The following is a 14,895-nucleotide window of genomic DNA, read 5'->3' on the forward strand; positions in this document are numbered from 1 at the left end:
CGTACCGCCGCCACGGAGCGCCCGCTCGACCCTCACCGCCCCTCCACGTTCGCCCCCCTCTCTGGAGGCGCGCCTCGTCTCCGCCATCGCCTGGCGTCTCTTCGCCCGTGCCCTCACCCGCCGACGGATTTGGCCGCCATGAGCCGCGCCGAGCAGAGCGCTCACGCGAAGCCGCTCGGCGGCCCTCCCCGTGTCCCTCGACTCGCCGCGAATCGATGCCGCCAAGGGGGCGCCGGCGCCATGAGCGACACATCCGATGACCTTCCCGCCGCCACGCTCGTCGACGTGCCGGCCGCCCTGGTGGCCACGCTCGTCGACGTGCTGCTGCGGCTGCTCGGCTCAGGCCGCCTCCTGCGCGAGGCGCTCGCCGATCTGGCGGCGCTGCCGGACGAGGCCTGGGAGAAGGGCGTCGCCAAGCCGTTGCTGGTACACTTCCGGCTCTCGAGCCAGGAGCCGACGATCGACGAGGAGGACGAGGTGAGCGCAGAGATCCGGGCATGATTCGAGGAGTACGAGCGGAAGCTTCGGGCCGAGGAGCGGACGGAAGGCCGCAGGGAAGGCCGCAACGAGGGGCGCGCCGAGGAGGCGGCGCGTGCCGTGCTGACCGCGCTCCGGGTTCGCGGCATCGCCGTGCCGGACGTCGCGCGGGAGCGCATCCTGGCCGAGAAGGATCCGGAGACGCTGGAACGGTGGCATGAACGGGCCATCGTCGCCGCGTCGCTCGCCGAGGTGCTCGACGGGCTGAGCTGAGCGAGGCCGGCCAGGGGGTCCGCTGGCCCCATCGAGCGCTGCTCTCCCCGGCTTCTTCAGGGCCTGATGGCCAGCAGCGTCGGCGTCTCGCCGGGCGCCGCGGCGGCCATCGCGTCGATCAGCGCGCGCAGCTCGCCGGGCCCCGCGGCGCCCGCCTTGCGGATGGCCGCGACCCTGCTCAGCGTCCACAGGAACGTGGCCACCCCCGGCGTGGGCACGCGGCTCAGCGCCGCGACCGGCTCCGGGGTGATGGTGTTGCCGAGCTGGCGCACCAGGCGAAACCCTTCCTCCATCGCGCGTGCCAGGGTCATCGCCTCGGTCCACGACACGCCTGCCTGGCGCGCGTGGGCCATGACGCCGACCACCATCACCGGCACGACGAGCGCCGCATGCGTGCGCAGCCAGCTCTCCATGTCCGGATGCACGACCGCGGGAATGCCTGCGTCCGAGAAGACCTTCGCCCAGGTCCCGTCCGTCACCGTGGTGAGCAGCCCTCGCGTGACGATCGTCGACGTCAGCTTGCCGTCGTCGAGGCTCGCCACGATCGCGGGGAAGCCGAAGGCGAAGCGCGCCGAGCCCACCGCGTCTCGAAGACGGCCCAGGGGCCCGAAGGTGTTGAACATGAACATCACCGTCTTCGCCGCGCTCGCGGTCAGCGCTGGCAGCACCGCGTCCACCTGCGGCTCGAGCACCGTCACGAGCACCAGGTCCCACGCCGTCGCCGCGTCGAGCGCCGCGCTCACGCGCACCGCAGCGCGCGTCCCCGCAGCGCTCACGATCGCCCCGTCCCGCCGCAGCTGCTCGAGCCGCTGTCCTCGAGCGACCACCGTGACCTCGTGCCCCGCCCGCGCGAGCTGAAACGCGAACGTGCTGCCAATCCTGCCAGGACCGACGACAGCAATCTTCATGCGGCGCACGATAGCACGCGTCGAGACCGTCACCCGGGCGCCGATGTTATCGACGCGTTCGGCGTCGATGTCCAAACACGAACGCCCCCAAGGGCGAAATCGTGGCCCCCGCCAGACTGGCTGCCGCGCCCGATGACGGCAGTCGCCCGGAACGACGGACCACGACGGCCCGGGACCTCGTTCCGGGCTGCCTTACCTCTCGCACGGGCGCGCGGCGGCCCCGGAGCGCCCGGACGGGCTTTTCCTCTGTCGCGCCGGGCGTGCGACCATCGCGCGGCCACGCGTGTCGTTCGTCGTGGAAGAGGTCCAAGCCCGACGGCAGCCGCTATCGCTTCGGCTACGACGCGCGGGGGCCGCGCACATCCACATGACGGTCTGCCACGGCGGCACCGACCCGCCGGGCCAGCCGGGCGGCTCGACCGCGCAGGCGGTGGCGAACGCGACCGGCGCGACCACGGTGGCCTGCGTCGGCGATAGCATGTACGACCACCCCACGATCCCGGGCGTCACGATCGCCGGCCCTGCCGGCACGATGCAGCCGTTCACCCGCCGCCCCTGAGCCCTGAAGGTCCCATGCCATCGGTCTGCGCGAGCCTGTCCACGCCGCTCCTGTCGCCCCGGGAAGATCTCGTGTTCTGCGCCGCCTTCGCGCTCGCCTGGGAGCGGCTGCGCGCGCGGTTCGGCCCGATCCGCATGGATCCTCAGCCGGCGCTCGCCGACGCGCTGAACGCGACGGCGCTCGGCGCCGAGGTGGTGGACCCGGCGTGGAGCGTCGCGGGCGCGGGGTTCGGGGGCGAGGGCATCGTGGAGGCCCTGCGCGCCGAGCTCCTCGCGAAGATCCCCGACGCGCGGCCCGAGTACCTGCCCGAGGCGGTGCCGCCCGACGCGCTCCTGGCCTACGGATTCCTGGACAAGGTCCTGAAGTTCGAGACGACGTTCGCGGCGCGGGAGGGGACCTTCAAGGGCGCGCGGGTCCGCGCCTTCGGCCTCGACGGCAACCCGTTCGGCGCGGACCCGGCGCGCCGGGCGCAGGTCGTCGTGCACGACTGGACGGCGCCGCAGGACTTCGTGCTGGAGCTCCTCGCGGACGATCCGGACAGCCGCGTCCTCGTCGCGCAGATCCCGCCCGCGGAGACGCTGGCCGCCGCGGTCGAGCGCGCGCTGGGCCGGCTCGACCGGCTCGACGGGGCCGCGCGGCGGCTCGCGCCGGACGAGGCGCTCCTGATACCGAGGCTCGGGCTCGACCTGGAAGGGCGCTTCGGCGAGCTCGTGGGGCGGCCTCTGCTCGGCGAGCGCGTCCGGGGAAAGCGCTTCGACGAGGCGAAGCAGCGGGTGCGATTCCACCTGAACGAGGGGGGCGCCGGGGCGAGCGCCGAGGCGGTCATGGGCTCGTACGGGCCGCCGCCGCGCCGCTCGTTCCTCGTGACGGAGCCGTTCCTGGTGCTGCTGCAGCGCCGCGCGGCGAACGCGCCTTACCTGGCAGCGTGGGTGGAGAGCACGGCCTGGATGGAGGTGCTCGGCCAGGTCGCGCCGCCAGCGCCGGCGGGCTGGGGGGCGCCGGCGGGCTGGGGGCCGCCGGCGGGGTGAGCGCCGCCGGCGGGGTGAGCGCCGCCGAGCCAGCCTGCCCGCGGGCGACTCTCAAGTGTCAGAAACTGCTGAACCAATCGAAGGTTGGCGACGCTCCGCGCGGGGACGCTATGCTCGACGCGTGCCCACCGCTGCGCAGAAGCCGAGCCCAGCCACCGCCGCGGATCTCCTGGCCATCCCCGAGGAGCAGCGCTTTCACGAGATCGTGGACGGCGCGCTCGTGCAGAAGGCCGTGCCCTCGTTCGAGCACGGCGATGCGCAGTCCGCCATCGTTGCGCATGTGAAGATCCCGTTCCAGCGGCGCCCCGGGGGCCGCTGGCCCGGTGGATGGTGGTTCGCCACCGAGGTCGAGGTCGAGCTCATGCCAGACCAGGTGTACCGGCCCGACGTGGTCGGCTGGCGCCGCGAACGCTCGCCGGAGCGCCCCAGCGGAAGCCCTGTCCGGCTCCGGCCCGACTGGGTATGCGAGGTGCTGTCCCCGGACAACGCGCGCAACGACACGGTCAAGAAGATGCGCGTTCACCATCGCTGTCGGCTCCCACACTACTGGATCGTCGATCCCAGGGAGGAGACGCTGACCGTGCACCGGTGGACCCCGGAAGGATATCTCGTGGCGCTCCGCGCGGAGCGAGGCGAGCGCGTCAGGGCCGAGCCCTTCGACGCCATCGAGCTTCAGGTGGGCGTGCTCTTCGGCGACGAGCGAGAAGACGAGTGACGGCGGGCGCCCCGGACCTCCGCGCGGCGGTGCATCCCTCGGCGACAGCGCGACTGGCTAGCACCCGGGCGCGCGGCAGACCCCCATCTTGATGCGCGCGATCTCCTGGAGCTCCTCGGCGATCTCGAGCGTGCGCATCGCGGCGGCGCGGGCGAGCGCCTGGGCCTCCTCGGTGATCGCGAGGCGCGCGAGGAGCCGTCGGCCCATTTCGTGATGGTGGCCCTCGTCGGGCTGGATCACGTCGCGGTAGAGCCGCGCGGTCTCGGCGTCGCCCTGCGCCTCGCAGTACTCGATGAAGGCCTGGTTGTGCACCTTCGCGAGCGCCTCCCGCGTGAACTGGCCCGCCGCGACGCGCTCGACCGTGGAGCCGAGCCCCTTCAGGTACCCGAACATCGGCGTGGGGGGCCCGAACCTGGCCGGGATCGCCGCCGGATCGACGCCGAGCGCGCGGAGGCGCTCGGCGATGAGCCGGTAGTGCCGCGCCTCGTCGCCGCACTGGCGGGCGAGGGCGAGCTTCACCTCGACGTCGGTCTCGGTGGTGAGCCAGAGCGCGGCCTCCTCGGTCGCCTCGAGCTCCTTCTTGAGCGCGGTCGAGAGCAGCTCCGGGATGCCGACGCCGCCCCGGGGCTCCGCCGCGCCGGCCGCGGCCCCGATGCGCGCGAGGCGCTCGCCGACCCTGCGGTCGAGCTCGTCGAGGAATTCCTCTGCATTCATGGGAGGGGCATGATGGGTGCGCCCCAGGCGGCGGGTCAATAGGCGGCCCCCGTCCCTGCCGCCGGCCCCCTCGTGTCGCGCGCGGGATACGGCCCGATCAGGCGGCGCCCGCGGGGAGCTGGTCCTCCGGCTCGGGGGCGACGGCGGCGGCGATCGTCCGGCGCAGCAAGGGGCCGATCGTCAGGCCCTGCAGCACGATGGAGACGACCACCACGACATAGGTGATACTCAGCACGATCTCGCGCTCGGGGACGAGCGTGCCGTCCGCGAGCTTTGCCGGGAGGGAGAGCGCGAGGGCCACCGAGACGCCACCGCGCAGGCCGCCCCAGGTGAGGATGCGGATCGCGCCCGGGGTGAAGACCCTGCGCCGCTTCATGAGGCTCACCGGCAGCGCGACCGCGACGAACCGCGCCAGGAGCACGACCGGGAACGCGAGCAGCCCCGCGAGCACGGACTGGCCGCTGAAGGAGATGATCAGGAGCTCGAGGCCGATCAGGACGAACAGCACCGCGTTCAGGATCTCGTCCATCAGCTCCCAGAAGTCGTCCAGGTGCTCGCGGGTCTTCTCGCTCATGGCGCCGGCGCGCGCCTCGTTGCCGATGAAGAGCCCGGCCACCACCATGGCGATGGGGCCGGAGACGTGGATCGCGTACGCCAGGGCGTAGCCGCCCGCCGCGGTCGCCAGCGAGATCAGGACCTCGACCTTGTAATCGTCGACCTTCCGCAGCATGGCGAGCGCCACGAACCCGAGCGCAAAGCCGAACACGGCGCCGCCGATGGCCTCCTGGACGAACAGCAGCGACAGCCGCTGGATGTCGAAGCCGGCCGTCCCCGAGGCGAGCTCCAGGAGCCCGAGGAACGCCACGACGGCCACACCGTCGTTGAAGAGCGACTCCCCGGCGATCTTCATCTCGAGCTCCTTGGGCGCCCCCACGTGCTTGAGGATGCCGAGCACCGCGATGGGATCGGTGGGGGAGATCAGCGCGCCGAAGAGCATGCAGTAGATCGGCCGGATCTCCACGCCCATCAGCGTCATGACGGCGTAGGTCATGCCGCCCACGAGCGCGGTGGACATGAGCACGCCCCCGGTGGCCAGGACGCCGATCACGAGCCGCTGCTTCTTGAGATCTGCCAGGTTGACGTGCAATGCGGCGGCGAACAGCAGGAAGCCGAGCATCCCTTGCATCAACGTCTTGTTGAAGTCGATGCCCGAGAGGTGCTCCTTCGCCTCCGCCTCCACGGTCGGGAACAGCTCTCCGACGGCCACCATGGCGAGGGACGTCGTCATCGCTATCAGCATCAACCCGATCGTGGTCGGCAACTTGAGGAATCGATGGTTGAAATAGCTGAAGACAGCGGCGAGCGAGAGCAGCGCGGCCGAGACCTGGAACAGATCCATGCACGCCAGGATTACAGGACCGGCGTGCGCCGGCTCAAGCGAGATCCGGCGGCGTCCGGGGGAAAAATTGGACGTGCAACCTTCTCTCGGAGAGAAGGAAACCCGGAAGGGGTAGGCGCCCGCAACTCCGCCATGGCGCCGCCAGGCATCATCGCCCTCCTCAACCCGCGTGCGCCGCCTCCGCCTCAACCTGAGTGCGCCTCCGCCTCAACCTGAGTGCGCCTCCGCCTCAACCTGGGTGCGCCTCCGCCTCAACCTGGGTGCGCCTCCGCCTCAACCTGGGTGCGCCTCCGCCTCAACCTGGGTGCGCCTCCTCCTCAACCTGGGTGCGCCCCTCCCCCCCTCCCCCAGCCCGCCTGCGCAGACCGGCGCAACTTCTCGCGGCCCCGCTGACCCAAGGTGGCACAATTCCAGCGCCCTCGTCGTGGCACAACCACGGCGGCGCACCCCGCGGCGGCCGCGCACCTCGAGGACGGCGACGAAATCGCGCAAGAACGCGGCGCCTCGAGCCTCGGCGCCGCGCCGCCGAGCAGGCGGACGGGCCTGGCATATCGGGTGCTTCCTGGCGGAGCAAGCTCTCCGCGCGGCGCGGAATAGCCGCCGAGCCGCCCTGCTCCCCGCGGCGCGGCGCAGAGCCGTCGTTCCTTGCTCGTGTGCCTGCCACAGGCACGCAGGATGGAGTCCCCCCCATGCGATTCACGCTCTTCTCGTCCCTTGTCTCTCGCTCGTCGGCCGCTCGCGCCTCCCTCCAGGGGTTCCTCGCGCTCTCCGCGCTCGTGGTGCTCACCGGCGCCAAGGGGCAGGGCTGCGGAACCGTGGTGGAGCCGCCACCGCCGCCCGAGCCCGACTGCGGACCAGGCTATCACTGGGAAAAAGTCTGCTCGCCGTGCGAGGTCGGCGTGATGTGCGAAGAGCAATGTGTGCCTGACCACGCATGTCCTTCCGGATGGTCCCAGTACATCTCCTGCGACGGCACCAGCGGCAGCACCACCGCGGCCGTGGGCGGCATGGGCGCGAGCGGCCCCGGAGGGCCGCTCCCGGTGCCTCCGGGATGCCGGAGCGAGTGCGTCCCGCCCCCCCCGGTCTGCCCGTCGGGCACCGAGCTGCAGACCTTCTGCGGGGGCACGAGCAGCGTCGTCACCGCGGTCGCCGGGACGGGCGGCTGGGGTCCGGCCGACACCAGCGGCAGTGTCGTCACCGTGGGCGGCTGGGGCGAGGGCGGCGCCGGCGGCGGTGCGATGCCCTATCCCGGCGATTGCTGGAACGAGTGCGTGCCCGTGGGGCCCTCCTGCCCGCCGGGCACCGAGCCCCAGACCGTCTGCGGCACCGGCGTCACCAGCGTCGCCACCACCGCCGTCGCCGGCACCACCACGGGCGGCTGGGATCCCGGTCCCGGCGACTGGGGCCAGGGCGGCGCCGCCGGCGCGGGCGGTGGCTACGGCGGCGCCGGCCCCACGCCCATCGTCGACGGTTGCTGGACCGAGTGCGTGCCCGTGGGGCCCTACTGCCCGCCGGGCACCGAGCCGCGGAGCGTCTGCGAGGGCGGCAGCGTCAGCTCGAGCGGCACCGGCTACTACGGCTCCAGCAGCAGCACCGGCTACTACGGCTCCACCAGCAGCAGCACCGGCTACTACGGCGGCGCAGGCGGCGCGTATCCCGGCGACGGCTGCTGGACCGAGTGCGTGCCCGTGGAGCCCCACTGCCCGCCGGGCACCGAGCCGCAGAGCGTCTGCGAGGACGGCAGCGCCGTCTCCACCGGCACCGGCTACGGCGGCGCAGGCGGCGCGTATCCCGGCGGCGGCTGCTGGACCGAGTGCGTGCCCGTGGAGCCCTACTGCCCGCCGGACACGATCCCGCAAACCCAGTGCGAGGGCGGCGGCGTCGGCTCGGGCGGCAGCGGCGGGTACTTCCCGGACGATCCGTATTGCTGGACCGACTGCGTGCCCATCAGCCTCGAGTGCCCGCGGGGAACGACCGAGCAGGTCGTCTGCTACGAAGGCACCACGACCAGCACCGGCACCGGCGTCGGGGGCATGCCGTTCCCGGAGTATCCGTACTGCCAGAGCGAGTGCGTGCCGGTGGCGGACGAGTGCCCGCCGGACCTGATCGAGCGGCGCATCTGCGAGGAAAGGAACACCTCGGATGGCGGCACCGAGATGGCCTGCTGGACCGAGTGCGTCCTGATGCTGCCGTGACCCAGGAGGTCGCCCGGGCGACGCCGGCCTGGCGCCGAGTCCCCCGGGCGACCCGGCCTGCGCCCTCACCCGGTCCCGCGAGGCGCTCCTCCGCGGGGCCGCCCGACCCGGGGCGCCTCCTCGAACCGGAACCCGAAGGCCCACGCCGGGAACACCGTGGCCGCGAAGCCCGCGCCGAGCCCGTACAGGATCTCGTCGAGCGGGACGCCGAGGAGCGTCCTGCCCGGCAGCAGCACGCTGGGCCGCCAGGTGCGCTCGAACACGCCGGGCACGAGCGCCGCGAACACGAGGAACAGGCACAGATACAGCGCCGCGGACAGGAGCGCCCCGAGCAGGCCCGGCACGAGCAGGTCCGGGCGCGCCACGACGAGCGCCGCGGCGATCGCCACCATGGCCGCGGCCGAGGCGTAGAGGACGGGCACCCCGGCCGCGAGCAGCGCCCCGGCCGCGAGCAGCGCGAGCGCGACCCCCGCCGCCGCACGCAGCCACGGCCGCGCGCGCGGCCCGGCGCAGGGCACCGGCGCGCGGCGGAACACCACGGCATACGCGGTGGAGGAAAAGGCGCTGAGCCCGACGAGGAACAGCACGTCCTCCACGCCGAACCCGATGTGATCGGCGAGATCGAACAGGAACTTCGGGGTCCAGTACCTCGGATAGAACAGCCGCTCGGTCGCCGCGAACGGCAGCGACACGACCGCCATCCGCCTCATCAGCGGGCGCAGATCGGGGCGCGCGCGCCAGATCACCGCCCCTGGCACGAGGAACAGGACCGACAGCAGCAGGAACGCGTGCGTCATCGGGCCGCCCTGCTCAGCGCGCGGCGAGGTCGAGGGCGGTGGAGCCGACCAGCGCGAGCGTGGCGGTGACCGCGGCCCCGACCCGGATCAGCATCCGGCGCGAGCCGGGCGGCGCCGGGCGGGCCAGCAGCACGACCAGCGCCGCGGCCGCCGTCACGAGCAGGCCCGGGCCAGGGCGCAGGCCGAGCGCGCCGAGGCCGGCGGGCGCGAGCAGGAGCGAGAGCCCGTTCAGCAGGGCCACGCACCACGCGGCCCGCTCTCCCCCCACGCGCACCGGCAGCGTGCGCTTCTGGCTCGCGCGATCGGAGGGCTCGTCGGGGAGCGCGGTGGCGATGGCGCAGCCCAGGTGGGTCGGCAGCAGGAACGCGAGCAGCGCCCAGGGAAAGCGCTCGATGGCGCCCCCCTGCGCGAGGTAGCCGTAGAGCGGCAGGACCGCGCCGACGCCGACCATCTGGAGCAGCTCGCCCCCGCCCCGGTACGAGAGGCGGAGCGGCGGATGGCTGTACGCCGCGAGGAGCAGGATCGCCGCGAGCGCGAGGACCACGAGCAGCGGCGCCCCCCGCGCCGCCGCGAGCCCCGCCGAGACGGCGACGAGCCCCGCGGCGCAGGCGAGGGCCGCGGCAGAGAGCGCGCGGGGCGACAGGCGCCGCTCGACCAGCACGCGCGAGCCGCCCGAGAAGAGCGTGGCCGTCCGGTTCCGGCGGTCGGTCTCCTGGTCGGCGACGTCGTTGGCGTAGACGATGAAGAGCTGGTCGAGCACGCCGAAGAGCTGGACCGCCGCGAGCGCCCCGAGGTCGAGCGCCCGCCCCGAGGTCCGCGCGAAGGCGAGCTGCCCGAGCAGCAGCGGGGGCGCGATGTACGCTTGCGAGGGCAGCCGCGAGGCCTGGATCCAGGCCCGGAGCCCCCCCGGCGCGCGCCTCATCGCCCCTCGCCCCGCGACAGGCCGAGCCGCTCGGCGAGCTGGGCGCGCAGGTCGGTGAACGGCAGGTCCCAGCGGCGCTCGCCGTCGAGGCGCCAGGCCTTGAGCGGGATGAGATCGACCTGGGCGAGCAGGTGGTGGAGCTGCGTCTCCTCGCGCGGCTCGCGGGTGAAGGTGAACGGGTTGCGGAACTCCCGGTCGCTCAGCGGCGCGTACTTGCGGTCGTTCCTGGCCACGAGCTCGAGCAGCGCCGCCTGCCGTCTGTCGAGGTGGTCGAGGAACGCGGGGTCGAACGGCCCGACGCCCGCGCGCTCCTCCGGCTTGCGCGTCACCCAGCGCGCCCAGTCGTAGCCGTAGAGGAAGTCGTGCGCGTAGCGGAAGCGCAGCGTCGACTTGTTGCCGAAGCCCTGGCAGAGCGACACCACCCGGCGCGCGAGGTCGCGGATGGCGGGCGCGGATCCGGCCTGCCAGAGGCAGCAGGCCAGGTAGTCGAGGTCCCAGAAGATGTTGTCGGGGAAGTTGTCCAGGACCGCGAGGATCATGTCGCCGAGCGCCCGGGCGAAGGCGCGGCCGCGCGCTTCGTCCTCGCTGTCGCCCGCGACCTGCTCGACCAGCTCGAGGGGGGTGGGCGCCTGCGGCCGGCCCGGGGCGACCGAGGCGCGCGCGCCCAGCAGGGGTGCGAGGCGCGCGAGCGCGGCGCGCTCGTCGTCCGGGATCCCGGTCACCGCGCCCCCCCGCGGTGGAGGCGCCCGGCGACGGGGCAAGGGGCCCAGCGGGAAGAGACCGCCTTTCCCTCTCCCCTGTGTCCCTTGCGCCCTTGCGCCCTTGCGGCTCTCTCCGTCATCAGCCGATTCCTGCGGAATTCCAGTGCGATCGGTGCTCTAGCACAGGAAGCCCTGCACCCCCGGGGCCACCGCGGCCACCTGAGGTCGCCGCCTGCGCAGCGTTTCCTTCGCCGCCGATCTGAGCCACCTTACCGCCTCGACGGCCCCGACCCTTCACCTCGTGCTGTACGCCCGCTTCCCCTCCCCGCACCTCGCCGGCGCGCCCGATCCGCGCGATCTCGCGCCGCGCCGCCGGCCGTCGAGGACACGCGCATGAGCGCGGATACGGCCCGGACGCGCGGCGGCAGGGAGCTCGCGGACGAGCCCGCGCGCCGCCGCATCCGCGAGGATCTCCGGACGACGCTCATCGTCGAGGCCGCCGCGGGCACGGGCAAGACGACCGCGCTCGTGTCGCGCATCGTCGCCGTGCTGCGCAAGGCGCCCGAGGAGGGCGGCGGCACGCTCGACCGGATCGTCGCCGTGACCTTCACGGAGAAGGCCGCCGGCGAGATGAAGCTGCGCCTCCGGGCCGAGATCGAGCGGGCGCGCAGCGATCCCGGGTCCGGCCCGGCCGAGCGCGCGCGGCTCGACGAGGCGCTCGCGCACCTGGAGGCGGCCCGCATCGGCACGATCCACTCGTTCTGCGCCGATCTCCTGCGCGAGTGGCCGGTCGAGGCGCGGGTGGACCCGCTCTTCCAGGTCGCGGCCGCGGAGCAGGCCGAGGCGCTCTTCGACCAGGCGTTCGACGCGTGGTTCCAGCGCACGCTGAACGACCCGCCCGAGGGCGTGCGCCGCCTCCTGCGCCGGCGCCCGCGCGACGGCGCGCAGGGCCCGCGCGACCTGCTCCGGGGCGCCGCGTACCGGCTCGCCGAGCACCGCGACTTCACGCGCCCGTGGCGCCGCGATCCGTTCGACCGCGAGCGCGCCCTCGACGAGATCCTCGATCGCCTCGCCGCGCTGGCCGAGCTCGGCGCCGAGGCCGATCGCGAGGGCGACTACCTCGCGCAGAGCCTCAGGAACCTCGACCGCTACCTCGCGGAGCTCCGCCGCCGCGAGGAGGTGACGGGCGGGCGCGATCACGACGGGCTCGAGGCCGAGCTCTGCGACGTCGCGCGCTGGAAGGAGTGGCGCTGGAGGGGCGCTGGCAAGGCGTTCGGCGCGGACCTCTCGCGCGCCGAGGTGCTCGCGCAACGCGACAGGGTGAAGGCCGAGCTCGACGCCGTCCTCACGGCCGCGAACGCCGATCTCGCGGCGTGCCTGTCGCGCGAGCTCAGGCCGCCGATCGAGGCGTACGACGCGCTCAAGGCGCGCGCCGGCAAGCTCGACTTCCTCGACCTGCTCCTCTGCGCCAGGGACCTGCTCCGCTCGAGCCGCGGCGTCCGCGAGGAGCTCTGCCGCCGCTTCTCGCACCTGTTCGTCGACGAGTTCCAGGACACCGACCCGCTCCAGGCGGAGATCCTGCTCCTGCTCGCGGCCGACGACCCGGCCGAGACCGACTGGACGCGGGCGCGCCCGGTCCCGGGCAAGCTGTTCGTGGTCGGCGATCCGAAGCAGTCGATCTACCGCTTCCGGCGCGCCGAGGTCGCGCTCTACGAGGCGACGAAGGCGCGGCTCGTCGCGCACGGCGCGAGCGTGCTGTACCTGTCGACGAGCTTCCGCAGCGCCCCGTCGATCCAGGCGGCCGTCAACGCCGCGTTCGCGCCGCTCATGCAGGGGGGCGGCGCCGAGGGCGCGCGGGCCGGCGAGGTTGCGCGCGCGGCGAGCCAGGCGCGCTACGTCGCGCTGGAGCCGTTCCGGGACGAGCCCGCGGATCAGCCGACGGTGATCGCGCTCCCGGTGCCCCGGCCCTACGCCGATTACGGCAAGATCTCCGATTTCCGCGTGCGGCAATCGATCCCGGACGCGGTGGGCGCCTTCGTCCACCACCTCATCCACGCGGGCCGGGGCGGCCTCCCGGGGCGGCGCTGGAGGGTGACCGAGCGCGAGCGCCCGGACCAGCGGGCGCCGCTCGAGGCGCGGCACATCTGCCTGCTGTTCAAGCGCTTCCAGACGTTCGGCGAGGACGCGACCCGCCCGTACGTGCGGGCGCTGGAGGCGCGGCGGATCCCGCACGTGCTCGTGGGCGGGCGGTCGTTCCACGATCGCGAGGAGGTGATGGCGGTGCGGAGCGCGCTGCTCGCGATCGAGTGGCCGGACGACGAGCTCAGCGTCTACGCCGCGCTGCGCGGGCCGCTGTTCGCGCTGACCGACGACGTGCTCCTCCTGTACCGCGACCGGTTCCAGCGCCTGCACCCGCTCGTCCAGCCGGCGGACGACGGGGCGCTCGATCTCGCGGTGGAGGGCGGGGCGCGGCCGCTGCGGGAGGTGGCGGAGGCGCTCGCGGTGCTCGGGCGGCTGCACCGCGAGCGGAACCGGCGGCCGATCGCGGACACGATCGGCGCGTTGCTCGACGAGACGCGCGCGCACGCGGGCATCGCGATCTGGCCCACGGGGGAGCAGGCGCTCGCGAACGTGCTGCGGGTGATGGACCTCGGGCGGCGCTTCGAGGCGGGCGGGGCGACGTCGTTCCGGGCGTTCGTGGAGCGGCTGGAGGTGGACGCCGAGCGGGGCGAGGTGGCGGAGGCGCCGGTCGTCGAGGAGGGGACGGAGGGGGTGCGGATCATGACGGTGCACCGGGCGAAGGGGCTCGAGTTCCCGGTGGTGATCCTGGCGGATCCGGCGTCGCCCGCGGTGCACCAGCACCCGTCGCGGCACGTGGATCCGGAGCTCAACCTGTGGGCGGAGCCGCTCGCCGGCTGCGTGCCCGCGGAGCTCGTCGAGCGGCGCGACGAGGTGCTGCGGCGCGATCGCGAGGAGGCGGTGCGGCTCGCGTACGTGGCGGCGACGCGCGCGCGCGAGCTGCTGGTGGTGCCGGCGGTGGGCGACGCGCGGCCGGGGGACGGCTCGAGCGACGGCTGGCTCGACGTGCTGCACCCGGTGCTCTACCCGGCGCAGGGGGCGCGGCGGAGCGCGCGGAGCGCGGAGCACCTCGGCTGTCCGCGGTTCGGGACCGACACGGTGCTGGAGCGCCCGGCGCGGTGCGAGGCGGACGAGCGGGACGCGGTGGCGCCCGGGGAGCACGCGCCGATGGCGGGGACGCACCGCGTGGTGTGGTGGGATCCGGGCGCGCTCGAGCTGGATCGCGAGCCGGAGGCGGGGCTGCGGCAGCAGCGGATCCTGCAGGCGGACGCGGGCGGCGCCGCGGCGGCCGCGGGCGAGCGCGGGCACGACGGGCAGCGCGGGCACGACGGGCAGCGCGGGCACGAGGCGTGGCGGGAGGCGCGGCAGCAGGCGATCCGGAGCGGGTCGGTGGCGGCGTTCCGGGTGAAGACGGCGACGGAGCTCAGCCACGAGGCGGCGGCAGAGGCGGCCGCGGCAGAGGCGGCCGCGGCGGGGGCGCCGGGGGCCGCAGGGGCCGTCGCGGGGGCGCCGGGGGCGCCGGGGGCCGCAGGGGCCGTCGCGGGGCCGGGGCGCCGTGAGGGCGGGGCGGCGCGGGGCGAGCGGCCGGACGCGCTGCCGGTGATCGCGTTCGAGCAGACGGCGGTCGCGCGCGAGGGCCGGCCGTATGGCAGGCGGTTCGGCACGCTGGTGCACGCGGTGCTGGCCGAGGTGGATCTCCGGGCGGGCGAGGACGAGGTGAGGGCGGTGGCCACGGCGCAGGCGCGGCTGCTCGGGGCGCCGGCCGAGGAGATCGACGCGGCGGTGGTCGCGGCGCTCGCGGCGCTCGAGCACCCGCTGCTCCGGCGCGCGGCGGAGAGCGCGGCCCAGGGCGCGTGCGAGCGGGAGACGCCGCTGCTCCTGCGGCTCCCGGACGGGACGATCGCCGAGGGCGTCGTGGACCTCTCGTTCCGCGAGCGCGTGGGCGACGTGGGGATCTGGACCGTGGTCGATTTCAAGACCGGCGCCGACACAGGGGCGGTGGCGCGCGCGGCGCAGGAGACGCAGGTGCGGCTCTACGTGGAGGCGATCGCGGCGGCGACGGGGGAGCGGGCGAGAGGCGTGGTGCTCCGGGTGTGAGCGCTGCTGTCGCGCGGGGCTGCGCTCCCGG

General features: G+C 74.3%; 13 protein-coding genes. 7 read left to right on the forward strand and 6 right to left on the reverse strand.

What is annotated here, in order from left to right; genetic code table 11:
- The first annotated feature begins 240 nt into the window (after window positions 1–240).
- Window positions 241–501 (forward strand): hypothetical protein, encoded by a 261-nt coding sequence (locus WMF31_RS36080; protein WP_436606292.1) that lies wholly within the window; start codon window positions 241–243, stop codon window positions 499–501.
- 96 nt (window positions 502–597) lie between these two features.
- Complete coding sequence (locus WMF31_RS36085) at window positions 598–750, forward strand: hypothetical protein (RefSeq protein ID WP_436606293.1); 153 nt, start codon at window positions 598–600, stop codon at window positions 748–750.
- Window positions 751–806: 56 nt separating this feature from the next.
- Here WMF31_RS36085 and WMF31_RS36090 read toward each other — a convergent pair whose 3' ends face one another.
- Window positions 807–1,658, reverse strand: coding sequence for a ketopantoate reductase family protein (locus tag WMF31_RS36090; RefSeq protein WP_436606294.1), 852 nt, complete (start codon window positions 1,656–1,658; stop codon window positions 807–809).
- 367 nt (window positions 1,659–2,025) lie between these two features.
- Here WMF31_RS36090 and WMF31_RS36095 point away from each other — a divergent pair, with 367 nt between their 5' ends.
- From WMF31_RS36095 to WMF31_RS36105, 3 genes are all read left to right on the forward strand, one after another.
- On the forward strand, window positions 2,026–2,217 hold the full coding sequence (locus WMF31_RS36095; RefSeq protein WP_436606295.1) for a hypothetical protein: 192 nt from the start codon (window positions 2,026–2,028) through the stop codon (window positions 2,215–2,217).
- 14 nt (window positions 2,218–2,231) lie between these two features.
- On the forward strand, window positions 2,232–3,245 hold the full coding sequence (locus WMF31_RS36100) for a hypothetical protein (RefSeq protein WP_436606296.1): 1,014 nt from the start codon (window positions 2,232–2,234) through the stop codon (window positions 3,243–3,245).
- 121 nt (window positions 3,246–3,366) lie between these two features.
- Window positions 3,367–3,960 carry a Uma2 family endonuclease gene (locus tag WMF31_RS36105; protein ID WP_436606297.1) on the forward strand — a complete coding sequence of 198 codons (594 nt, stop codon included), beginning with the start codon at window positions 3,367–3,369 and terminating at the stop codon, window positions 3,958–3,960.
- A gap of 57 nt (window positions 3,961–4,017) precedes the next feature.
- Here WMF31_RS36105 and WMF31_RS36110 read toward each other — a convergent pair whose 3' ends face one another.
- Together WMF31_RS36110 and WMF31_RS36115 are read right to left on the reverse strand one after the other, a co-directional pair.
- Window positions 4,018–4,674 carry a ferritin-like domain-containing protein gene (locus tag WMF31_RS36110; RefSeq protein WP_436606298.1) on the reverse strand — a complete coding sequence of 219 codons (657 nt, stop codon included), beginning with the start codon at window positions 4,672–4,674 and terminating at the stop codon, window positions 4,018–4,020.
- A 97-nt stretch (window positions 4,675–4,771) separates the two neighbouring features.
- On the reverse strand, window positions 4,772–6,073 hold the full coding sequence (locus tag WMF31_RS36115) for a cation:proton antiporter (protein ID WP_436606299.1): 1,302 nt from the start codon (window positions 6,071–6,073) through the stop codon (window positions 4,772–4,774).
- A 689-nt stretch (window positions 6,074–6,762) separates the two neighbouring features.
- Here WMF31_RS36115 and WMF31_RS36120 point away from each other — a divergent pair.
- A complete protein-coding gene (locus WMF31_RS36120; RefSeq protein ID WP_436606300.1) occupies window positions 6,763–8,268 on the forward strand; it encodes a hypothetical protein in 1,506 nt (501 codons plus the stop codon).
- Window positions 8,269–8,333: 65 nt separating this feature from the next.
- On the opposite strand, the gene WMF31_RS36125 is transcribed toward WMF31_RS36120, so the two are convergent.
- Genes WMF31_RS36125 through WMF31_RS36135 form a run of 3 tightly spaced genes read right to left on the reverse strand, consistent with a single transcriptional unit; the run spans window position 8,334 to window position 10,709 of the window.
- Window positions 8,334–9,065, reverse strand: coding sequence for a lycopene cyclase domain-containing protein (locus WMF31_RS36125; RefSeq protein ID WP_436606301.1), 732 nt, complete (start codon window positions 9,063–9,065; stop codon window positions 8,334–8,336).
- Between the two features lie 13 nt (window positions 9,066–9,078).
- Complete coding sequence (locus WMF31_RS36130; RefSeq protein WP_436606302.1) at window positions 9,079–9,987, reverse strand: prenyltransferase; 909 nt, start codon at window positions 9,985–9,987, stop codon at window positions 9,079–9,081.
- Window positions 9,984–10,709: a ferrochelatase gene (locus WMF31_RS36135; protein WP_436606303.1), complete on the reverse strand. Its 726-nt coding sequence runs from the start codon at window positions 10,707–10,709 to the stop codon at window positions 9,984–9,986. Before WMF31_RS36135 ends, WMF31_RS36130 begins: the two co-directional genes overlap by 4 nt.
- Before the next feature lie 372 nt (window positions 10,710–11,081).
- Here WMF31_RS36135 and WMF31_RS36140 point away from each other — a divergent pair, with 372 nt between their 5' ends.
- On the forward strand, window positions 11,082–14,864 hold the full coding sequence (locus WMF31_RS36140) for a UvrD-helicase domain-containing protein (RefSeq protein WP_436606304.1): 3,783 nt from the start codon (window positions 11,082–11,084) through the stop codon (window positions 14,862–14,864).
- The last annotated feature ends 31 nt before the right edge of the window (window positions 14,865–14,895 follow it).

This window comes from Sorangium sp. So ce1036 (genome assembly GCF_051369805.1).
GTDB classification, from domain to species: Bacteria; Myxococcota_A; Polyangia; order Polyangiales; family Polyangiaceae; genus Sorangium; species Sorangium cellulosum_F.